General features: G+C 67.5%; 19 protein-coding genes and 1 pseudogene. 9 read left to right on the top strand and 11 right to left on the bottom strand.

Annotation, left to right across the window (positions count from 1 at the left end; translation table 11 throughout):
* Genes ACJ512_RS26730 through ACJ512_RS26715 form a run of 4 tightly spaced genes read right to left on the bottom strand, consistent with a single transcriptional unit; the run spans position 1 to position 5,688 of the window.
* Positions 1–417: a hypothetical protein gene (locus tag ACJ512_RS26730; protein ID WP_019345303.1), complete on the bottom strand. Its 417-nt coding sequence runs from the start codon at positions 415–417 to the stop codon at positions 1–3.
* Complete coding sequence (locus ACJ512_RS26725; RefSeq protein ID WP_461479894.1) at positions 414–2,480, bottom strand: hypothetical protein; 2,067 nt, start codon at positions 2,478–2,480, stop codon at positions 414–416. The genes ACJ512_RS26730 and ACJ512_RS26725 overlap by 4 nt, the downstream gene beginning before the upstream one ends.
* Positions 2,477–4,291, bottom strand: a complete 1,815-nt coding sequence (locus tag ACJ512_RS26720) for a hypothetical protein (RefSeq protein ID WP_407689426.1) — start codon at positions 4,289–4,291, stop codon at positions 2,477–2,479. The genes ACJ512_RS26725 and ACJ512_RS26720 overlap by 4 nt, the downstream gene beginning before the upstream one ends.
* Positions 4,288–5,688, bottom strand: coding sequence for a tyrosine-type recombinase/integrase (locus ACJ512_RS26715; protein WP_235848076.1), 1,401 nt, complete (start codon positions 5,686–5,688; stop codon positions 4,288–4,290). The genes ACJ512_RS26720 and ACJ512_RS26715 overlap by 4 nt, the downstream gene beginning before the upstream one ends.
* A gap of 180 nt (positions 5,689–5,868) precedes the next feature.
* Between ACJ512_RS26715 and ACJ512_RS26710 the strand changes: the two genes are divergently transcribed.
* Together ACJ512_RS26710 and ACJ512_RS26705 are read left to right on the top strand one after the other, a co-directional pair.
* Positions 5,869–6,576 (top strand): mammalian cell entry protein, encoded by a 708-nt coding sequence (locus tag ACJ512_RS26710; protein WP_407689427.1) that lies wholly within the window; start codon positions 5,869–5,871, stop codon positions 6,574–6,576.
* On the top strand, positions 6,576–7,076 hold the full coding sequence (locus ACJ512_RS26705) for a mammalian cell entry protein (RefSeq protein ID WP_407689428.1): 501 nt from the start codon (positions 6,576–6,578) through the stop codon (positions 7,074–7,076). The genes ACJ512_RS26710 and ACJ512_RS26705 overlap by 1 nt, the downstream gene beginning before the upstream one ends.
* Here the strand turns inward: ACJ512_RS26705 and ACJ512_RS26700 are convergent, their stop codons facing one another.
* The 4 genes from ACJ512_RS26700 to ACJ512_RS26685 form a co-directional block, all read right to left on the bottom strand.
* Entirely contained in the window at positions 7,077–7,655 is a 579-nt protein-coding gene (locus tag ACJ512_RS26700) for a hypothetical protein (RefSeq protein WP_407689429.1), read from the bottom strand. It abuts the gene before it with no gap.
* An 80-nt stretch (positions 7,656–7,735) separates the two neighbouring features.
* A complete protein-coding gene (locus tag ACJ512_RS26695; protein WP_407689430.1) occupies positions 7,736–9,220 on the bottom strand; it encodes an alpha,alpha-trehalose-phosphate synthase (UDP-forming) in 1,485 nt (494 codons plus the stop codon).
* Positions 9,221–9,385, bottom strand: a complete 165-nt coding sequence (locus tag ACJ512_RS26690; protein WP_407689431.1) for a hypothetical protein — start codon at positions 9,383–9,385, stop codon at positions 9,221–9,223. It abuts the gene before it with no gap.
* Between the two features lie 612 nt (positions 9,386–9,997).
* Positions 9,998–11,200, bottom strand: coding sequence for an ISL3 family transposase (locus tag ACJ512_RS26685; protein ID WP_461480160.1), 1,203 nt, complete (start codon positions 11,198–11,200; stop codon positions 9,998–10,000).
* Positions 11,201–11,362: 162 nt separating this feature from the next.
* On the opposite strand from ACJ512_RS26685, the pseudogene ACJ512_RS26680 reads away from it, so the two are divergent.
* From ACJ512_RS26680 to ACJ512_RS26665, 4 genes and pseudogenes are all read left to right on the top strand, one after another.
* Positions 11,363–11,572, top strand: a pseudogene (locus ACJ512_RS26680) (DivIVA domain-containing protein); the annotation flags it as partial.
* A 49-nt stretch (positions 11,573–11,621) separates the two neighbouring features.
* Positions 11,622–12,191, top strand: coding sequence for a hypothetical protein (locus ACJ512_RS26675; protein ID WP_407689040.1), 570 nt, complete (start codon positions 11,622–11,624; stop codon positions 12,189–12,191).
* A 159-nt stretch (positions 12,192–12,350) separates the two neighbouring features.
* The gene (locus tag ACJ512_RS26670; protein ID WP_407689041.1) at positions 12,351–13,274 is read left to right on the top strand and encodes an enoyl-CoA hydratase; all 924 of its coding nucleotides are present in this window, start codon (positions 12,351–12,353) and stop codon (positions 13,272–13,274) included.
* A gap of 90 nt (positions 13,275–13,364) precedes the next feature.
* Entirely contained in the window at positions 13,365–14,195 is an 831-nt protein-coding gene (locus ACJ512_RS26665) for an SDR family oxidoreductase (protein WP_407689042.1), read from the top strand.
* Here ACJ512_RS26665 and ACJ512_RS26660 read toward each other — a convergent pair.
* On the bottom strand, positions 14,178–15,071 hold the full coding sequence (locus ACJ512_RS26660) for an NAD(P)-dependent oxidoreductase (protein WP_407689043.1): 894 nt from the start codon (positions 15,069–15,071) through the stop codon (positions 14,178–14,180). The genes ACJ512_RS26665 and ACJ512_RS26660 overlap by 18 nt on opposite strands.
* A 70-nt stretch (positions 15,072–15,141) precedes the next feature.
* On the opposite strand from ACJ512_RS26660, the gene ACJ512_RS26655 reads away from it, so the two are divergent.
* The gene (locus ACJ512_RS26655; RefSeq protein ID WP_407689044.1) at positions 15,142–15,933 is read left to right on the top strand and encodes an SDR family NAD(P)-dependent oxidoreductase; all 792 of its coding nucleotides are present in this window, start codon (positions 15,142–15,144) and stop codon (positions 15,931–15,933) included.
* A gap of 12 nt (positions 15,934–15,945) precedes the next feature.
* Here the strand turns inward: ACJ512_RS26655 and ACJ512_RS26650 are convergent, their stop codons facing one another.
* Positions 15,946–17,502 (bottom strand): LCP family protein, encoded by a 1,557-nt coding sequence (locus tag ACJ512_RS26650; protein WP_407689045.1) that lies wholly within the window; start codon positions 17,500–17,502, stop codon positions 15,946–15,948.
* Positions 17,503–17,869: 367 nt separating this feature from the next.
* Positions 17,870–18,265, bottom strand: coding sequence for an integrase (locus tag ACJ512_RS26645; protein WP_407689046.1), 396 nt, complete (start codon positions 18,263–18,265; stop codon positions 17,870–17,872).
* A 239-nt stretch (positions 18,266–18,504) separates the two neighbouring features.
* On the opposite strand from ACJ512_RS26645, the gene ACJ512_RS26640 reads away from it, so the two are divergent.
* On the top strand, positions 18,505–19,464 hold the full coding sequence (locus tag ACJ512_RS26640) for an FAD-dependent oxidoreductase (RefSeq protein WP_407689047.1): 960 nt from the start codon (positions 18,505–18,507) through the stop codon (positions 19,462–19,464).
* A 57-nt stretch (positions 19,465–19,521) separates the two neighbouring features.
* The gene (locus ACJ512_RS26635; RefSeq protein ID WP_407689048.1) at positions 19,522–19,821 is read left to right on the top strand and encodes a hypothetical protein; all 300 of its coding nucleotides are present in this window, start codon (positions 19,522–19,524) and stop codon (positions 19,819–19,821) included.
* Positions 19,822–19,832: the final 11 nt, after the last annotated feature.

The following is a 19,832-nucleotide window of genomic DNA, read 5'->3' as shown; positions in this document are numbered from 1 at the left end:
TCACCACCGCCGTCGCGCATGACGGCCCTGCAGCGGAGTGACGGTTCCGCGCGGCACGGCACCGCGACTCGCTTGTAGCTGTGAGTGGAGCTCGGCGATCACGGTTACCGCGGCTTGGTTCTTTCGTTCGAGGTCGGTGTTGCTTTGCCGCAACGTCGCGATGGTCTGCTTGAGCTTGGTGACTATTCCCTGCAACTCGATGATCTGGGAGTCGCGCGGTGCGACCCGGGCGCCGACAGCGGTATTCCAGTCGGCGAGGACGGCGTCGGCCCGGTTCATGGTGGCGCGGCTGACACCGGCTTCGACGTGCAGGTTGGCTTTGGTGAGCCGCCCGTCGGTCCGTCTGGATTGGCCTGTGAGGAGTCGCTGCATGGCGTCGCGCAGCTTCTTCTCGGACGCAGGGCTGACGGCGGTCACTTGGGGTCCTGCTGGGTGATTCGTCGGACATCGGCGAGTTGGGCTTCGAGGCGCTGGCGGTGGACGGTGGCCATCTTCTTGTCCTTGAGTTTCTCGACGAGGTCGGCCTCCTCGTGGCGCCAGACCGGGAAGTGTTTGTCGGTGATCACTGAGTTTCGGCAGGTGGCGGGTTGGCACATGCTCGGGATGGGTCCGCCAGCTTTAACTGCGGCGGACGCGCCTTCCAGGCAGAGTGCCTTGTTCGGGTCGCCGAGGCAGTGGTTGAGGGTGCCCAGGCGGATCGTGGCAAACTCGTCGCGCAGCAGGTTTCGGAGCATGCGTTCGTCGCCTACCGCGGCGGTGCTGCTCGCACGGTCGGTGACGCTGTCGAGGCTGTTGACGAATGTGGCGGCGCCAGGGCCGCGCACTTCTCGGTCACCGTTGGCGTGCCGTGCCCAGTCGGCGACGAGCTCTCCGGCAGCGGCCTCCTTGGCGTGGTGTTCGAACTCTTTGGCCCACTCTGGTGTCGGTGCCCCATAACCGCTGGTGGTCGCGTTGGCCAGTGCCCGCGTGGCGTTGTGCTTGAGGGTGATTCCGAGGGCGATCTCTCCGTCGGGTTCGTTGGCGGTGAGGACGGCCATGGTTCGGCGAAACATATGCGGCGCCAACGCTGTTGCGAGGATCGGCTCCAGCCCGTTACGGGGTGAGTGGTCATTGACCCAGTTGATGAACGACCGAATCTGTTCGTGCTGGTCGAACCCGGCGAGGTCACGGTTGACGCCGGTGCGGACACTGCCGAACAGCCTGCCTGGGTCACGGGTAATGCGTTCTGCGACTTCGAGGGCGCGAACGACCGGCGGGCTTACCCACCAGCGCTGTGGTGTACCCGCACCCGTCTGGCCTTTATGGAGGTTGCTGGTGATCGCGGGGGCGCCATAGTGCGTGCCGATCGCTCCGGCGGCGAGTCCTTGGACTTCGCTGTCCCGCATCATCGTCATGATTGCGACGAAAATATAAGCAGCGTTGCGCATTTGGGTGAGTTCTTTGCTTACGATGACGCGGTCGAATCCGCTGATCCATGGTCCGCGTGTCCCGTCGGGTCGGTCGACGACCGTGGGTGGAACGGCGGAGTAGCCGAACTTGGTGGGCAAGCCGGCGGCGATCGCGTCGCGGACTCGTTGCCGTCGGGCTGCTCCGCTGCCGTTGTAGAAGTTGACTGCCCGGATCCGCGGCGTGGTGCATAGCGCCAGGCCGTCCCAGTTGATCTCGCCGGCTTTTCCGCGTCCAAGCGTGTAGATGTGCAGCGGAATGAAACCGTCGGGTGATGTGAGCCAGGAGTCGATTGCGCGGTCGATGGTTTGTGCCGCCGGCCATTTTGCGGGAGGTGGGCTGGCATCCAGTGTGTCGATCTCGTCGCGGGCGGCAAGAACGTCAGGGGCGAATACGTCGATATAGGTCCAGCAGGCGCGAATCAGTGGCCAGAATGTGTCTGGAGGGATGACCGGTGTCTTGATCTCGCCCGAGCTGCCAGTTTTGGAACGCCCCACCGGTACCCGCAGGCCGCCGTTGTGCATCAGCGGCCCGAACGCCACCAGGTGGCGCAGGAGATCGTTCGCTGACTTCTCGGCGGTGGCTGCGCGGGTGGCGCGAACCGATGCGAGATACGCCTCGCTGTCGTCATCGGTCCATAGCGACAGGTCGGCCGTGTAACCACGGTCCTCAGCCCATTTCGCGAGATACCGCAGCTCGGCGAGGGCGTGCTGGATCGACTTGATCTTGTAGGGCCGGTTGGACCGGTAGACGTGCGCTTCACGAAGGACGGTATGGGTTGGTTGCAGCATCGCCATTGCCAACGTCTTGGCGATGGACACCCAGGCCTCGGGGAGGTCATCGAAACGCAGATGCGCACGAGACGCGCTCAGGTTAGGGGCGATTCCGCCGGCGGTCAGATCCCAGCGGGGCATATCGTCGAATCGCAGCTCGGGACCGGGTGCGATCCGGCGAGCCGCCGGTAGCACGGGTTCGTCGGGAGCGAAGGGCGGATCCCACGCCGCCGCTATCGGTGATGTGAGTTGGCGGGTCACTGTTCAGCCCTTTGTCCGAACGGTCGATGAAGGTGAGCGGTTTGTTGGCGCGCTGCTTCGATGTGGTCACTGGTGAATTCGGTGAGGATGGCGTCGACGTTGATGCGTTGCTGGCCGTAGACTTCGCTGAACTGGATTGGGGGCATGGTCTTTTCGATGCCGTCCAGCACGTTGCGGTATATGAGGAGGCGTGGCAGGTGGTCGCGGAAGACGACCGCGTTTCGGCACTGCAAGCACAGCGACGGCGAGGCGTGGCACAACGATCCTGTCTGCCCGACCGGCGGATCGTAGGGGTCTCGGCATGCTGCAAGTGTCAGCTGCTGCTCTGTGGGTGATTCTTCGGCCACCGACATGGCGAGGGCGGCCACATCGGAGTCATTTGGGCCAGCGGCGACGTCGGCGGCCGTCGCGTCGATAAACATCGGTCCGTTTGATGCGCGTTCGAGGACTTTGCGCTGGGCGCGCAGGACTGTCTGTGCCGCGATGGTGTGAACCGTGGTGGTTTGGGCGTAGTGGCCCCGGAAGACTTCGACGGAGTGGTCGTCACCGGCGGCGCCGTTGAGGGTGCCGAGCAATGCGGCCCGCGCGCTTTTCACCGTCTTGCGGATCCTACGCATATCGTGCGGTTCGCTGATCGTCAGTCCGTGGCGCTCGATGAGCTTGTTGAGCGAGTTGGGGCATCCGAAATGTCTTGCACGGATCACATATTGGGGATACTCGTCGTCGCGCCGGTCCCGTGCAGAGCGGACCCCTGTCACCCAGAAGAGTGGCTCGTCGGGAGTGAGCGCGTGCGCGTGCTGCATCGCGTGTGCGGCGCGTCGAAGCAGGTCGCCGGCCTTCCATCCCCAGGATGGCTGTGGCGTTGAGGACAGGGTGTGCCAGCGGATTCGTTGGGCCCGTAGCTTGGTCGCTCGGACACGGACGGAGGAGTCGCCGATCTCGATGTCACTGCGCAGAAGTCGGCGGCTCTCCTCAGGTGCCCACCCCGTTTGTAGGTGGAGCAGCACTCTGATGGCGAGAAGGTACTCGTCCTCTGGGGTGAGGTATGCGCCTATGGCCGTCACCAGCGGGCGTGCCTTCAATCGGGCATCGCGGTTGACTCCGGACTCTTGGTCGACGTCGCATCCGTTCAGTGCTCGACGCGGCCCGGCCAGATGAACGTGGAACGATTCGTCGTAGGGCAGGTTCCGCAGGGCCCACAGGACGTTCTCCACTTGGTTCCAGCCGTGGCTGCGGGGATCCCTTCCGGCGTTCAGCAAGGTGTTGCCGCGGGCGAGGCGTGTTTCGGTGTCGCGCACGATCGTTCGGCATGTCTGCTCAAGGTGGAGTCGTTCGTCGTTGCTGAATTCGTCGAGCGGTAAGCCCTCCCATGCGCTGCCGTCCAAGACCCATCCGCTGGTCCAGTCCGCGAGCACACCGTCGTGCACCCCGTGTGATTGGAGATATCGGGCGACGTGATTGCGCAACTCCATGCCGAGGTCTTTCGCGTGCACGCTGGGAGGCGGGAAACGCAGGACCATTGCCGATTCCCAGTCGTGCAGTCGTCGCGCAACCTCCCCGCCGTCGCCAGACAAGGTGAGAAATCGGTCGGCGCGGTCGGTCAAGAATTCGCCAACTCGTCTGATGACCCCGCCTTGACGAGTGATTGTTCCGGGGGTCAGGTCGAGATGTTCGGCGGCCTCTTTCCAGGCGTCGGCCAGCTCGGCGACCAGCCGTGTGGCGACATACTTACTTGGGTCGATGCGCGCCGACTTCATCGGTCCGCCGGGCGGGAAGAGCACCATGCGCGGTTCACGGTCAGCGGGCGTCACGACGACTGCGCCTCCAGCTCCAGCTCGTCCAGAACGTAGGTGGCGTAGTCGCGGGTATCGTCGCTCCAGGATTCAAACGCCCGCTGGATCAGCTCATCTGACTCATCGACAAACCGGAGGTAGACCATAGTCGTAGACGGGCTCGCGTGGCCGAGTAGACGCTGTAGAGTTAAGAGCGGGTTGTGGACGATGTGTTCGCTGATCGTACCGAATCCTGTTCTCGTCCTGGACTGTTCGAGTAGCATCGCGCGTCGCTGCAGGCTGCGCAGCATGACCACAGCGAATGTATGTCTCAGGTCATGCGGTGTGACCGCGGGAGGCATGGTGGGTGGGGAACTCCCGAACGCGGCAAGGCGGTCGTTGGCGTCCTCAAAGTATTGATGCCAGCGCCGCTGCGACGGCGGGCGCCCGCCCTTACCCACAAATAGCGACAACGGCTCGATATACCCAGCCGCGTCGACTCTGACCAGGAGCCGTCGCACTTCGGGAGGGATCGCAGCGAAGTCCTCCCGCGTGTCGATCCCTTTTTGACGGTATGTGAGCTTGCCCGCGGTCGGGTCGATGTGGGTGGCGACTGCCAGCGTCGGCAGCCTGCGCCGCAGAGCGGTCTGAGCTTTGCGGACAAGGGATTTACGTTCTGTGGCGCGGTAGAGTTCGACTGCCTTGACGGTCGAGGCTGGGATATAGACCCGCCGGCGGCGCGCATTCTTCGCACACGCTTCCAGCACCAGCGAAGCGCCGCCGTCGGAAGACGGGATCTCGGCATCCAGCAGCGTGGACCACTCGGTGAGGCGCATGCCGGTGGTCAGGGCCAGGTCGACCGCGCACACGTTGCGGACGGTCGATTGACCACGATAGGAGCGGTCGACCTCTCCTGAGGGCAGCTCTCCACCAAATCCGATATTGCGCAGGGCCAGCCATTGCGAATGTGACAGCGCTCTGACGTCCATCTCCGTGCGTGGCGTCCTGGGCGTCACGACTGACCTGCTCCCGACCTGGATCCAGGGCAGGCTGTCGCGTTGGCCAGTCTCGTACAGGTAGGTGAATAGCGCCCGAATGACGACAAGATGTCGAGACCAAGAACTGGGTGACACGCCGTTGGCGAGTCGGTGCTTGCGGAATGCAACGAGATCGGGCTCTGAGACATCAAGCACCCCGATGCCTCTCGTGTCCAAGAACCGTCCGAACTCCAACGCATCACGGGCGTACGCGTAAATCGAGTTCGTCCGCAGGTTCTGGCAGTACAGCCGCAAGAAGGTGCACCACGGCTCCATTGGCCGCATCGCGTCATCGACGAGTATGGGAGTGCCGCAGGCCAGCCGACGGTCGGCCGGGCCAACATCGATCTGATACTCGCTTTGCTCGACCGCTGCCCAATCCGCGAAGTACAGCTGCAACGTGTCACCTCCCGCTGATCAATCCGCCCCACCGTATTCGCCGGGGGCTACTTGGTCCGTGAGACACGCCCAGAGAGAGCACATAACGGCGGGCGGCACTGGTATCTTCGCGGCCGGTGCGAACGGCGCGTCGGGCGCCGAGAATTGGGTGGAGCTCATGCTCGATCCAAGACCCATGTGATGGATCCGGTAGTGACAGACGAGCAGACCAAGCCGGCACGCGTCCGGCGGCGGGCGTCCCGCGCGGCGGGCCCCGCCAGAGGTGAGTCCGCCGACGGCGCGGCGGCACGGGTCGACGTCCCGGTCGAGCCGAAGCAGGCGGCGCCGCCCGTCCGGACCTTCAAACCCGTCAAGCCGCCGCCGCGGCGGCGGCCGCACCGGGTCCTGGTCGCGTGGGTCTCGGTTGCCGCCGCGGTCGTGGCGATCGGCGCGCTGGCAGCCTGTCTGACGGCGCTGGTCGCCCAGCATCGGCAGGCCAGCGCCGAGCAGGCCCGCGACCAGCGGTTCGTCGACACCGCCACCCAGACGGTCGTCAACATGTTCAGCTACAAGCAGGACAACATCGACGAGAGCGTGAACCGCTTCTACGACCAGACGAGCGGCCCCCTGCGCGGCATGCTGGGGGCCAACAACAACATCGAGAACCTCAAGGGCCTGTTCCGGTCCACCAACGCGACGTCGGAAGCCGTCGTCAACGGCGCCGCCCTCGAGGGCATCGACCCGGTCACCGACAACGCGTCGGTCCTCGTCTCGGTGCGGGTCACCGTCGCCGACATCGACGGGGTCAACAAACCGTCCATGCCGTACCGGCTGCGGGTCATCGTGCACGAGGACGAGTCCGGGCGAATGACCGGGTATGACCTGAAGTATCCCAACGGGGGCAACTGATGCGGTTGCGCCGGGGGCTGCGGTGGCTGACGGCCGCCGCGGTCGCCCTGCTCGTCGTCGGCTTCGTCGGACTGGCCGCGGCGACCGGCTGGTTCTACTGGGACCGCGTGCAGGCCCGCGGCGAGCAGGCGGCGCGGGCGGTCCTGCCCGGGCTGGCCACCCGGGAGATCCCCGAGGTTTTCGGCTATGACTATCAGACCGTCGAACGCAGCCTCGCCGACGCGTATCCGATGCTGACACCGGCGTATCGCCAGGAGTTCCGCAAGAGCGCCAACGCGCAGATCATCCCGGAGGCGAAGAAGCGTGAGGTGGTGGTGCAGGCCAACGTCGTCGGCGCCGGAGTGATGTCGGCCAACCGGGATTCGGCGTCGGTGATGGTCTATCTGAACCGCACCGTCACCGACAAGTCGCGGCAGCCGCTCTACGACGGCAGCCGGCTGCGGGTGGACTTCCAGAAGATCGGCAAGCAGTGGCTGATCAACTACATCACGCCGATCTGATCAGTAGCACATCGCAATGTCGTTGCAGTACAACGGGTAACGCTGGATCGGGCTGGGCGGGGGGCCGGTCAGGTGCAGCGAGAACGGCTCTTTCTTCATCTCCGGCTGCAGGCCGCAGACGGCGCCGTGCAACGTGGTGTGGGTGCCGGCCATCGTCTCGTTGTCGAAGGCGAACGTCTCGCTGGACGCCCCGGTGCCGCCGCCCGGGCAGGAGACTCCGTCGGCCTTGCCCACCTCGAACGTCCACAGCCCGCTGGTCAGTCGGGCCCTGCCGCTGTAGTTCTGCAGCTTGTCCGCGCGGGTGATCCGTTCGTTCGTGTAGCTGACCACGTTCAAGGAGCAGAAGTCGGCCATGATGTCGGGGTTGGAATAGTCCTTGTAATACCGGCTCCCGTTGACCTGGTCGCACAGCGCCGTCACCTGCCAGGTCACGCCCGACACGCCCGCCTGGTCGAAGTTGTACAGGCCGTCCGCCGGCGGCGCGACCGCGCGCGCCGGGTCGCCGGATTCGAGTGCGATGCCCATCGCCACCACCGAGAAGACGCCCGCGCCGGCGGCCAGTCCGCGACGAATCTTCATGTTCGTCCCTCCCTGCTCACACCATCGCGCTGCTCTCGAGTATCACAGCGTTGGGGCGGCCGCACCACGGCTTTCGCCGACTACTCGGCGCCGGGCGGGCGCGCCTCGGCGAGCGCGTCGAGGAACGCGCGCGCCCAGCGGTCGACGTCGTGGGCGAGCACCTGGCGCCGCATCGACCGCATCCGGCGGCGGCCGTCCTCCTCGGGTTGGTTGAGCGCCGCCTCGATGGCGTCCTTGACCCCTTCGAGGTCGTGCGGGTTGACCAGGTAGGCCAGCCGGAGTTCGGCGGAGGCCCCGGTGAACTCGCTGAGCACCAGCGCACCGCCGAGATCGCTGCGGCAGGCGACGTATTCCTTTGCCACCAGGTTCATCCCGTCGCGCAGCGGGGTGACCAGCATGACGTCGGCGGCGACGAAGTACGCGATGAGCTCGTCGCGGGGAACCGGGCGATGCAGGTAATGCACCACCGGATGCCCCACTTCGGCGTATTCGCCGTTGATGTGCCCGACCTGGCGTTCGATGTCGTCGCGCAGGATGCGGTAGCTTTCCACCCGCTCACGGCTCGGGGTGGCCAGCTGGATCAGTACGGTGTCGTCGCGTTTGGCCCGGCCCTCGGCGAGCAGCTCCGAGAACGCCTTCAACCGGACGTCGATGCCCTTGGTGTAGTCCAACCGGTCGACGCCGAGCAGGATTTTGCGGGGATTGCCCAGCTCGGCCCGGATCTCGCGGGCCCGGCGCCGGACGTTGCGGTCACGGGCCTTGCGGTCCAGGTCGGCGGAGTCGATGGAGATGGGGAAGGCGCCCACCCGCACGGTGCGCGAATCCAGCTGCACCTCTCCGAAGCGCGACCGCACCCCGACCGACCCCCGGGAGGTCTCCACGCCGACCAGGCGGCGGGCCAGGAACAGGAAGTTCTGGGCCCCGCCGGCCAGATGGAACCCCACCAGGTCGGCACCCAGGAGGCCCTTGATTATCTCGGTGCGCCACGGCATCTGCATGAACAGCTCCACTGGCGGGAACGGGATGTGCAGGAAGAACCCGATGGTCAGGTCTGGTCGCAGCGTGCGCAGCATCTGCGGCACGAGCTGCAGCTGGTAGTCCTGCACCCACACGGTGGCCCCGTGCGCGGCGGCCCGCGCGGTGGCCTCGGCGAAGCGGCGGTTGACGTCGACGTAGCGCTCCCACCACTCGCGGTGATAGATGGGCTTGACGATGACGTCGTGGTACAGCGGCCACAGCGTGGCGTTGGAAAATCCCTCGTAGTACTCGGCGACGTCGTCGGCGCTGAGGCGCACCTGGTGCAGGGTGAGCTCGTCCTGCACGATCGGCCCGTCGTCGGTGTCGCCGATCTCCTCGGCGGCGACACCGGGCCAGCCCACCCATGCGCCACGCCTGCGCCGCAGCAGTGGTTCCAGGGCCGTGACCAGCCCGCCGGGGCTGCGCCTCCAGGAGGTGCTGCCGTCGGGCAGCCGCTCCATGTCGACCGGCAGCCGATTGGCGACCACGACGAAGTCGGACTCCCCGACGGGCGAACCGTCGGCATGCTCGACCCCGCTGGGAGTCATCTACGCATCGAGTTTCGAGGGTCCAATGCCGAGCATGGACAAGAAGACGCGGCACTCGTCGGCGTCGGTCGCATACGCGGCGACGACGCGCCGGGCCTGGCTGGCGGTGCTGTCGGCCAGCGGTTCCACATCGCCGAGTTCGCCAGGGTCGGATTTCGTAGGCATGACACAACTGTATGCGACGCGTTCATCGGGCCGCAGCCGTCTTGCCTGGCCGGGGCGTCGCCGCGGTCCGCGCAGCGGTCGCGGACCGGCGCCATCGGCAGGCCCGAACCGGATCGAAACCTCGGTGCGTCCTGGTGTTCACATAATCGTCCGGAATTGTTAATACTGCGCAAATTGGCAGAGTGGTTTCTTTCGTGGGGCCCGGCTCCGGTAATACCGCGGATTCAAATCACTCAATTTGCTGACGACTTTGTCGGCCGACCCGGCGAACCGGCCATTTGGCGAACATTTGCGGCCCTCGGTCGAGGCGCTGCGGCGGGGAGCCCGCGCCGACGTCCGTACGATCGCCTTCGCGGCTGCGTTGCGCTGAACAGCATTTCGGCCCGACGCGGCGTCGCGTCACGTTGCTGGCGGCCGGTTCTCGGGTGCCGGCCCGCAGGCGGCGGGCGCGGCCACAACTCCGCCGCGGTCGCTTGTGCAATGGCAAACGCAGCAGGTGTACAAGAAAAGCATTATTTTGAGGCCAAACGCCCCCACTTCGACGGTCCCATCGACGTCTAGGCCTCCGGGAGAAGAAAAATGGGGTCTCCTGACGTTTCTGTGGGTCTGGTTTCATGCTGCTCGACCGGGCAGTGCGGGGCATAGGCCGCCGCGGGTGAGCATGGCCATGCCGATCATCGCCTCAGGGCTGTGAAACCCGTACGCACGCGTGGTCAATGCCCGCAGGTGGGTGTTCGTCGCCTCTGAGCGGGCATTCGACAGTTGGTGGTCGAGAGTGTTGCCGATGAGCTCCTTGTGACGGCGGACGGTGCGGGCTACGGCAACGAATTCCGGGATGCGCGAGTGCGACGCCCAGGACAACCAACCGGCCAGCAGGCGATGGCCGTCGCGGCCTTTGACCCGAAACACTTCGCGGAGTTGCTCTTTGAGCAGATACGCCCGATACAGCGTGGCGTTGGTAGCCGTGATCGACGCGAGGCTGGTGCGTTGCTCACCGGTCAGATCGGCCGGGTTCTTGCGGGTCGCCCACATCGCGTGCCGGTCGCGGACACCGGCGCGGGCCATGGTACGCACCCGCACCTTGTCGAGGGCCTTGAGCGCCCAGGCCACGACATGAAACGGATCCAGGCAGATCACCGCACCCGGGGCCCGGTCCCGCAGCACGGCGTGAATCCATTCCGCCCCATCACAGCTGACGTGAGTCAACGCCGCGGCACGTTGGGCGCCGAGCTGGTCGAAAAACCGGCCCAAGGTGTCCTGGTTGCGGCCTTCGGCTGCCCACACCAGCCGGCCTGTCGTGTGATCGATGACGCAGGTTACATAGCGGTGGCCTTTGCGGTAGGCGATCTCGTCGATGCCGATGCGGGTCAACCCGGCCAGCAGGTCGTTGGTGTCGCGGCCATCGGCGACCACCCGGCCCACGATCGCGGCGATGGTGCGCCAGGCCACCCGCAAAAACACCGCGACCACACTGATCGCGGCATGCGCGGTCAACCACGCGGCTGTGTCCTCAAACGCCCAGGTGTGACGGGCCCCGGGCCGCGCCCAGGGCAGGTGGGCCACCACCACTCCATGCTCGGGGCAGGCTACCCGCGGCGCTGCGGCCTGCAGATAGGCCTTCGTCGTCCCCAGATCCAGGGTGCGCCAGCGCCTGATCCCCTCCCCGCCGTCATAGCCCGCACAGCGTTTGCGGCACCGCGAGCACCGGCTGGCCTGGTTCGCCTTGGGCCGCACCTCAAACACCAGCACCTCGCTGGTCACCGGCTGTTTTCCGCGCGAAGTCTCCGTCTCGATCATCACGTCATCGACGACCATGTCCTGGCCACCGAGGACCGTCGCGAATACCCTGGATTTACCCAACGCCGTACACCCTCCTTCGTCTTGAACCCGATAACAGTCCAAAACGTAAGCAGGACACGGCGTTGGGCCACAAGCCCCCTGGTCACAGACCCACGACTACGGCAGAAGAGCCGAAAAATGGCTCTCACTCCGGCCGATGTCCACAACATCGCGTTTTCGCGGCCACGCATCGGCAAGCGCGGTTACAACGAGCAGGAAGTCGATCTCTTCATCGATCTGGTCGAGCAGGAGTTGGTGCGGCACCTGGAGGAGGAGAGCGAGCTCCGCAGCCGCAATGCCGAGCTCCGCAGTCGCGACGGGGGACTGCAGAAGCGGGAGGCCGAACTGTGCCAGCGGGAAGCCGCCCTCCGGCAGCACGAACGCGAAGTGCACCAGCGTGCGGAGCATCTCCGCCAGCAGGAAGCTCGGGCAGTGGGAAGGCGAGCTCCGCGAACACGAAGGCGGGCACGAACGTCAGGAAGCCAAGCTCGCCCAGCGGCAAGCCCAGCTCGACCAGCGCGAAGCCGAGCTCCGCGAGCAGCAGGCAGATCTTCGCCGGCGGCTCGAGCAGCAGGAATCGGTCACCTCGTGCGTCGGTGCGGAGGCGGTTCCCGGCCAGGGGGCCCGCCCGCGCCGGCAGGCCCAGCAGTTGCGGGCGGTGCCGAAGGCCGCGGCGTTCAACGGCGGTTCGCGCCTGCGGGAGGCGCGTGCGGCGGCCCCGGTGCACGGGCGGCACGACATGGAGAGGATGGCGATCCGCGCGGCCACCGACACGCACGGCAACATGGTCGCCGAGGCTGTCCACGAACGGACTCGCGCGGGTGCTATCGACAGCGGTGGCCCGGCCGCGGCATTCGACCGATCCGAGGTCGAGCTGCTGAAGGAAGAGAACGCGAACCTCAAGCGGTCGCTGGGGCTGCTCAAGTCGGCCGCGGCGCTGCTGGCGGCGGCGCTGGGAAAGTCCTGATCCGGCACGACGCCGCGGATCGGTGACGCGGGGGGTGCCGACCCCGGCCGCGAATTGCCGGGAGCCGCTCAACCCACCCCGTGGCACTCTTACACTCTGGCCGTAATGTGTAAACGGGTCGGAGCCGGCCCGGAGCCGACAGGAAGCGAGGTGGGCGAGATGACACTGTCTGATCAGGCCGGTGCTGCGGAGGCCGACGCCGACGCCCAGGAGCTGGTGTCCTACGAAACCCTCGACGAGGGCCGCATCGCCCGGATCTGGCTCAACCGGCCCGAGGCCCACAACGCGCAGAGCCGCGGCCTGCTGGTCCAGCTCGATGAGGCGTTTCTGCGCGCCGAGGCCGACGACACCGTGCGCGTGGTGATCCTGGCGGCACGCGGTAAGAACTTTTCCGCGGGTCACGACCTGGGTTCGGAGCTGGCGATCGCCGAGCGCAGCCAGCTTCCCAGCTTCCGCATCAACGGCGGTACCCGCGATCCCATCGCGGAGAAGCTCTACCTGCAGGAGTGGCACTACTTCTTCCAGAACACCTGCCGCTGGCGGGATTTGCGCAAAATCACCATCGCCCAGGTGCAGGGGAATGCGATCTCCGCGGGCCTGATGCTGATCTGGGCATGCGATCTGATCGTGGCCGCCGACAACGCCAAGTTCAGCGATGTGGTCGCGGTGCGCCTGGGCATGCCGGGCGTCGAATATTACGCGCACCCTTGGGAATTCGGCCCCCGCAAAGCCAAAGAGCTGCTGCTGACCGGCGATTCGCTCGACGCCGACGAGGCCTACCGGCTCGGCATGGTGTCCAAGGTTTTCCCGGTCGACGAGCTGGCCGAGAAGACACTGGAGTTCGCGCGGCGCATCGCCGACCGGCCCACGATGGCGGCGCTGCTCGTCAAGGACTCGGTCAACGCCGCTTCCGACGCAATGGGTTTCACCGAGGCGCTGCGGCACGCGTTCCACATCCACGAGTTGGGCCACGCGCACTGGGCCGCCCACAACGAGAACAGGTATCCGGTCGGCCTGCCGCCCGATGTCGAGGACTGGCGCAACGCCAAGCCGACGAAGCTGGCGCGCCGCGATACGCCCTGACGGTCCGAAGGCGGACCGCTGGTGCGCGCACCCACGCTCGCATGGTTCGATGGCTGGAACCTGTTTCAGTTTCGGCGTGAGGGGCTTTGCGTGCAGCTTTCTTTCGAGGACCGGACCTATCTCGTCACCGGTGGTGGCAGCGGAATCGGCAAGGGGGTGGCCGCCGGGCTGGTCGCCGCCGGGGCCTCCGTGATGATCGTCGGACGCAACGCCGACCGGCTCGCGGCCGCCGTGCAGGAAGTCGAGGCGCTCGACGCGGGCGGCGCGATCCGCTACGAGCCCACCGACATCACCAACGAGGAGGAGGCCGCCCGCGCCGTGGAGGCCGCGACGGCGTGGCAGGGCCGGCTGCACGGCGTCGTGCATTGCGCGGGCGGGTCGGAGACCATCGGCCCGATCACCCAGGTCGACTCGGAGGCGTGGCGCCGCACGGTCGACCTCAACGTCAACGGCACCATGTACGTGCTCAAGCACGCCGCCCGGGAGCTGGTGCGCGGTGGCGGCGGGTCGTTCGTCGGGATCTCGTCGATCGCGGCCAGCAACACCCACCGCTGGTTCGGCGCCTACGGGGTGACCAAGTCGGCCGTGGACCACATGATGATGCTGGCCGCCGACGAGCTGGGCCCGTCCTGGGTGCGCGTCAACAGCATCCGCCCGGGCCTGATCCGCACCGATCTGGTCGCGCCGATCACCGGGTCGCCGGAGCTGAGCGAGGACTACCGGATCTGCACCCCGCTGCCCCGGCCGGGCGAGGCCGAAGACGTCGCCAACCTGGCGATGTTCCTGCTGAGCGACGCGGCGAGCTGGATCACCGGCCAGTGCATCAACGTCGACGGCGGCCACATGCTGCGCCGCGGCCCGGACTTCTCCGCGATGCTGGAACCCGCGTTCGGCGCCGACGGGCTACGCGGGGTGGTCTGACCCCGTCCCGGCGTCCCGGTCGGCGAGCATCGCCAGCGCCGACCAGTCCAGCTCGCCACCACCGGTCGCCACCAGGGTGAGCAGCCGGTCGCGCAGCAGGCTGGCCACCGGCAGCGGCACCTGCAGCTGCTCCGCGGCGGCCAGCACGAGCCGGACGTCCTTGAGGCCGAGGCGCGCGGCGAACCCCGCGGGCTCGAATTCCCGGCGCGCGATGAGCCCACCGTAGGTCTGGTACGCCGGCGCGGCGAACAGCGTCGAGGTGAGGATGTCGACGTACTGCGACCTGTCGACGCCGGCTTTGGCGACCAGCGCCACGGCCTCGCCGACGCTCTCGATGACCGAGGCGATCAGGAAGTTGCCGCTCAGCTTCACCAGGTTGGCGGTGTGGGGCTGCTCGGACACCACGAACGTCCGCCGGCCGATCGCCTCGAACAACGGCAGCAGCGGCTCGAGAACCTGCGGGACGCCGGCCGCGACCACGAAAAGCGTTGCGGCCGCGGCCGCCTCGGGCCGGCCGAACACCGGTGCCGCAACATAGCCCTGACCCGCCGCGGTGTGGGCCGTCGCCAGGCGCTCCGAGAGGGCGACGCTGATCGTGCTCGACGACACGTGCGTGGCCCCCGGCCGCAGCGAAGCCACCAGGCCGCCCGCGCCCAGCGTCACGTCCTCGACGGCCGGGTCGTCGGCCAGCATGGTGAACACGACGTCGGCGTCGGCGGCCTCGGCGACGGAGCCCGCCGCGGTCGCGCCCTGCCCGACCAGGGCCTCGGCCTTTCCCGGCGAGCGGTTGTAGACGGTGACGCGGTGGCCCGCCCGCAGCAGGTTCGCGGCCATGCCGCGGCCCATGTTCCCCAGGCCGATGAATCCGATGTCCATGCGTCTACCTTGCCTCGTCCCGGCCCTGCGATGATGGGCACGCCTACGGAGGAGACAACGGGAGCGGCAGATGAAGCGACTCGAGGGCAAACGGATCCTGGTGACGGGAGCGGGGTCGGGGATCGGCCAGGCCACCGCGCTGCGGTTGCTGGACGAGGGTGCCGCGGTGGTGGCCGCCGACATCGCCGCCGACGGCCTGGACGCCACGCGGGCCCGGGCCGCCCAGGACGGCACCGCCGAGCGGTTCGTCCCGTGCGAGATGGACGTCGCCGACGAGGGCTCGGTGACCGCCGGCGTGCGCGGGGCCGTGGATGCGCTGGGCGGCCTGGATTCGCTCGTCAACGCCGCCGGCATGCTGCGCGCCGCGCACACCCACGACACCACCCTGGAGTTGTGGAACAAGATCGTCGGTGTCAACCTGACCGGCACGTTCCTGGTGGTCCGCGAGGCGCTGCCGGCGCTGCTGGCCAACCCGCGCAGCGCGGTCGTGAACTTCAGCTCCACCTCGGCGGCGTTCGCCCACCCGTACATGGCGGCCTACGCGGCCAGCAAGGGCGGGATCCAGGCCTTCACGCACTCGCTGGCGCTGGAATACGCGCGCAAGGGCCTGCGTGCGGTGTGTGTGGCGCCGGGCAGCATCAAATCGGGGATCACCGATGCCACCGGCGGCTACATCCCGCAGGACGCCGACTGGTCGCTGTTCTCCAGGCTGATGCCGATCCTGCCCACCACGGTGGAGTCCAGCGGTGCGGGCATGGCCGATCCCGCGGTGGTCGCCGGGGTGATCGCCATGCTGGTGTCCGAGGACGGGGCGTTCATCACGGGCACCGAGATCCGGATCGACGGCGGAACCCACGCCTGAGCGGCCCCGGGCCTAATTGACGCAGGGCACCCCGCCGCCGTCGATCGGCTTGCCCGGATCGGGCGTGGGGTAGGTGCTGGTGCTCCAGTACCCGTACGAGCTGGCCTTGCTGGACGTCGTGGTGGTGGTGCTCTCGTCGGTGGTCTCGTCCTGGGCCGGCAGCGAGTAGTCGGTGGCCAGGGTCACGCGGATGTGTCCGGGCTTGAGGTAGGGATCGGGGTTCTTCGGCGCGTCCAGGCCGAGCAGGGTGGCCACGTTGCGCGCATCGGTCTGCGCACCGACGCCGTAGTCGAGCGTCGTGGCGGTGGGCTCGCCGGACTCGCGGTCGCGGACCTGGCCGGAGGTGTAGCCCTGCTTTTTCAGCGCGTGGGAGACCTCTGTGGCCAGCCCGCTGATGCTGCCCGAGTTGATCACGTCGACGACGGTGTCGGGGCTGGGTTTGGCGGCGGTCGTGGTGGTCGGGGTCGTCGGCGGTGCGGCGCCGATCGCCCGGGCCACCTCGGCCTTGATCGCCGCCGGATCGACGATGTTGACGTCCAGGCCGTCGATGTTGTCGTAGCGCACCACCGGCAGCGTCCGGAACTCGACCCGGTTCTCGTTGGGGCCGCCGGCCAGCTCGCCGAGGCGTTGGATCAGCTCCTCGTTCCAGCCGGCCGACAGGACGACGTCCTTGCGCGCCACCGCCATCAGGCTCTTGAGCTTGTCCAGGTTGGTGAAGGTGCCCGACTCCTGCAGTTCGTGCATGACCGACGACAGAAACGCCTGCTGGCGGTGGGTGCGATCCAGGTCGCCGTTTTCCAGGCCGTGACGTTGCCGGACGAACGCCAGCGCCTGGGCGGCGTCCAGCGTCTGGGGCCCGGCGGGGAAGTCGGCACCGGAATACGAGTCGTAGACGGCGTGCTTGAGGCACACCTGGACACCGCCCAGCGCCTTGGTCAAGTCGTAGAAGCCCGCCAGGTTGACCTCGGCGAAATAGTCGATGGGAACACCGGTCAGGTTTCGCACCGCGCGCAACGTCGCCGCCCGGCCCGCTTCGCGGCCCTTGGTCTCCAGCTCTCGCTGGCTGCTCACGCCCTGGTTGGCCAGCTTCTGCGCGACGTATTGCTTGGTGAGCCCGTACGCCTCTTTGATCTTGATGTGGTTGTAGCCGGGAACCCCGTTGAACCGCACCCAGTCGTCGCGGGGGATCGAGAAGGCGACCACTTTGTCGTCGGCGCCGACGTGCACCAGTATCAGCGTGTTGGTGTTGTAGCCGCCGTCGTCGGAATCACCCGCGTGCAGATGCTTCAGGATCGACCAGGGCAGGTCGTTGCCGTCCTGGTCTTTGCGCGAGTCCAGCCCGATGAGCAGGATGTTCATGCTGTCGCCGCTGGAATGCGGGTCTTCCGGGCTGAGCGCCTGTGAAACGGTGATGCCGCCCAGCGCGCCGTGGGCCACGTAGTATCCCGCGCCGGTCAGCGTCACCGCGGCCACCGAGACCAGTGTCATCAAGCCGCGCGTCAGCGCCTTGCGCAGCGCCGACGGTTGTTTGACCGCCCGATGACGGTGGTGAGCGCCCGAGCGTGCCATCAGCGACCCCGAGTCGTGGCCGGGGCACCGCCCGGGACCGCGTCGGCGGTTTGCGGCGAGGTCACTTCTGGCACGGCTCCCAGTATGCGGTAGCTTGCTGCGAAGCCCCAAAGCAGAACGTGGCGACGGTACGGGGCTCCCCCTGGCGGATCGGCGGCCTTCGCGACCGCCGCAACCACGCTACCAGCAGGTTTCGCCGCGCACATCTCCGGAATGTCTCACGGCGGGCACGCGATCCACGAGATCGGGGCCTCTCCGTTACCGGGCCGAGACACCGAATCCGGCGCTGCCGCCGGCCCCGACGCGATTGGCCGTAACGCGCTCCGATACAACCACATCGAAGTGGCGGCGGGATCGAAGTGCCAGGTCAGCAGTGCGGGTACTCGATGTGCCAGTGACCGTTCACCCAGTCGGCGCGAAACTGCCCGCCCAGGTGCGGATCGGCGTCGGTGACCTTTCCCGAACCCCCGACTTTGGGCTGGAAGCCCGGCGGGTCCCAGGTCACGGAATGCGGATCGGGCGACGCGTCCGGCCTGCACCCTTTCTCGTTGTCGACGTAGCCGTTCATGATCTGCCGCTCGGCGGTGCCTTGATCCCCGCCGTCCGGGGCCGGGCCGAGCGGGCACCGGGCAGTTGTGCCGCAGGCACTTTGGCGCACATCGGCCAGCGCGACGGGTACGGGTGCGGCAAAGCCCAGCAGCGCGGCCACGGCCAGGGCCGGGCCGGCGGCGATGCGCACGCCGCGGGCGAGGTGGTGTCCCATGTGGTGCATGTTCCCTCCAGGGGCTCGAACATCGCGCGTGAACTGCGTTCGGGCGCAGCGAAAATGGGAGCCGGCGTGTAACGGCGCCCGGCGGTGTGACCCCATGGTAGTGGTGCGGCCCGTTCGGCGCATCCAGCACCCCGCTCACAATGGATGCGACACTGGAGTGCGCAAACCGCACCGGCGATTCGACGGTACGTCCCGCCGAAACCAGCGGGCTGGATCTGGAGGTAGCTGGGATGACCGGCGCCGCATCGCGATACGACGTCATCGTGATCGGTCTGGGGGGCATGGGCAGCGCCGCCGCCTGCCATCTCGCCGCCCGCGGCCACCGCGTTCTCGGCCTGGAGCGCCACCAGCGCGTCCATGACCGGGGCTCGAGCCACGGCGGGTCGCGGATCATCCGCCAGGCCTATTTCGAGGATCCCGGCTACGTTCCGCTGTTGCTGCGTGCCTATGAGCTGTGGGAGCGACTGGCCGTCGACTCCGGACACGACGTATACCGGCTCACCGGCGGGCTTTTCATCGGGGCCCCCGACGGCCCGACCGTGGCCGGTGGCCTGCGCGCCGCCCGGCGGTGGGATCTGCCGCACGAGGTGCTCGACGCCGCCGAGATATGCGCGCGGTTCCCGACTTTCACCCCCGATCCGGAATCCCTCGCTGTGCCGATCACGGTGGAGCGCGCGGTGATGTACTGGCTCGACCCGGTCGGCGGTGTCTCCGAATTCGAGGATCACCCCATCTTCATCGCCGAAAATGCCGATGGCACAAGCCTCTACGGCTTTCCGGCGATCGACGGGCCACGCGGCGGGGTGAAAGTGGCGTTCGCGCGCAAGGGAAGCCCGTGCAACCCGGACACGATCGACCGTACGGTGCACGGGCGCGAGATCGACGCGGTGCGCCGACGGGCGGCGGAGGTGCTGCCGGCGCTGCGGGGCGACTGCCTGCGCACGGTGACGTGCATGTATTCCGGTCGGAACCTTGGTCACGGGCACGTCCCAGCTCGCCGCGCACACGCAGCTGCCCGCCTTCACTGTCGCCGCGGCCATTGCCTATGCCGGACTGCTCTTCACCTGGGTGCTGGTCGCCGCCCGCACCGTACGCGGCGGCCTGGGCGGCAATCCGTGGCAGGCGCCGCCGAGCGCCGCGCCGGTCAAGGCGAGCAAGCAACAGGTGACTTAAGGCCATGTCCGGTGTAGCCCGGAGCGACTAAAGTGGGCGTGCACCAACAGCTTCGAGGACGGCGGTGACAGGCGATGACCAGCGCAACCCACCACACCCACGCAGGACACCAGCACGTGCACGGCGAGGGGTGCGGCCACGTCGCGATCCCGCACGCGGATCACGTCGACTACGTCCACGAGGGTCACCTCCATCGGCACCACGGGGACCACTACGACGAGTGCGAGCCGGCCGGCCACACCGTGCACGAACATCACGACCACGTCCACGGTAACGGGTGTGGCCACGTCGCGGTGCCCCACGGCGACCACGTCGACTACGTGCACGACGGGTGCCGGCACGCGGCGCACGGCGGGCACTACGACGAGCACTGACGCCGCTAGGG

This window comes from Mycobacterium cajalii, assembly GCF_045809005.2.
Lineage (GTDB): Bacteria > Actinomycetota > Actinomycetes > Mycobacteriales > Mycobacteriaceae > Mycobacterium.
Note: the sequence above shows the minus strand (reverse complement) of the source record. Positions and strands in the feature narration are given on the sequence as shown.

Bases quoted from the DNA above. Each gene is read 5' to 3' on its own strand.
- ACJ512_RS26660 (WP_407689043.1), bottom strand. From the start codon at position 15,071: ATGGACATCGGATTCATCGGCCTGGGGAACATGGGCCGCGGCATGGCC.
- ACJ512_RS26695 (WP_407689430.1), bottom strand. From the start codon at position 9,220: ATGACTCCCAGCGGGGTCGAGCATGCCGACGGTTCGCCCGTCGGGGAG.
- ACJ512_RS26645 (WP_407689046.1), bottom strand. From the start codon at position 18,265: ATGGGACACCACCTCGCCCGCGGCGTGCGCATCGCCGCCGGCCCGGCC.
- ACJ512_RS26690 (WP_407689431.1), bottom strand. From the start codon at position 9,385: ATGCCTACGAAATCCGACCCTGGCGAACTCGGCGATGTGGAACCGCTG.
- ACJ512_RS26670 (WP_407689041.1), top strand. From the start codon at position 12,351: ATGACACTGTCTGATCAGGCCGGTGCTGCGGAGGCCGACGCCGACGCC.
- ACJ512_RS26650 (WP_407689045.1), bottom strand. From the start codon at position 17,502: ATGGCACGCTCGGGCGCTCACCACCGTCATCGGGCGGTCAAACAACCG.
- ACJ512_RS26705 (WP_407689428.1), top strand. From the start codon at position 6,576: ATGCGGTTGCGCCGGGGGCTGCGGTGGCTGACGGCCGCCGCGGTCGCC.
- ACJ512_RS26685 (WP_461480160.1), bottom strand. From the start codon at position 11,200: ATGGTCGTCGATGACGTGATGATCGAGACGGAGACTTCGCGCGGAAAA.
- ACJ512_RS26640 (WP_407689047.1), top strand. From the start codon at position 18,505: ATGACCGGCGCCGCATCGCGATACGACGTCATCGTGATCGGTCTGGGG.
- ACJ512_RS26700 (WP_407689429.1), bottom strand. From the start codon at position 7,655: ATGAAGATTCGTCGCGGACTGGCCGCCGGCGCGGGCGTCTTCTCGGTG.
- ACJ512_RS26635 (WP_407689048.1), top strand. From the start codon at position 19,522: ATGACCAGCGCAACCCACCACACCCACGCAGGACACCAGCACGTGCAC.
- ACJ512_RS26710 (WP_407689427.1), top strand. From the start codon at position 5,869: ATGGATCCGGTAGTGACAGACGAGCAGACCAAGCCGGCACGCGTCCGG.
- ACJ512_RS26655 (WP_407689044.1), top strand. From the start codon at position 15,142: ATGAAGCGACTCGAGGGCAAACGGATCCTGGTGACGGGAGCGGGGTCG.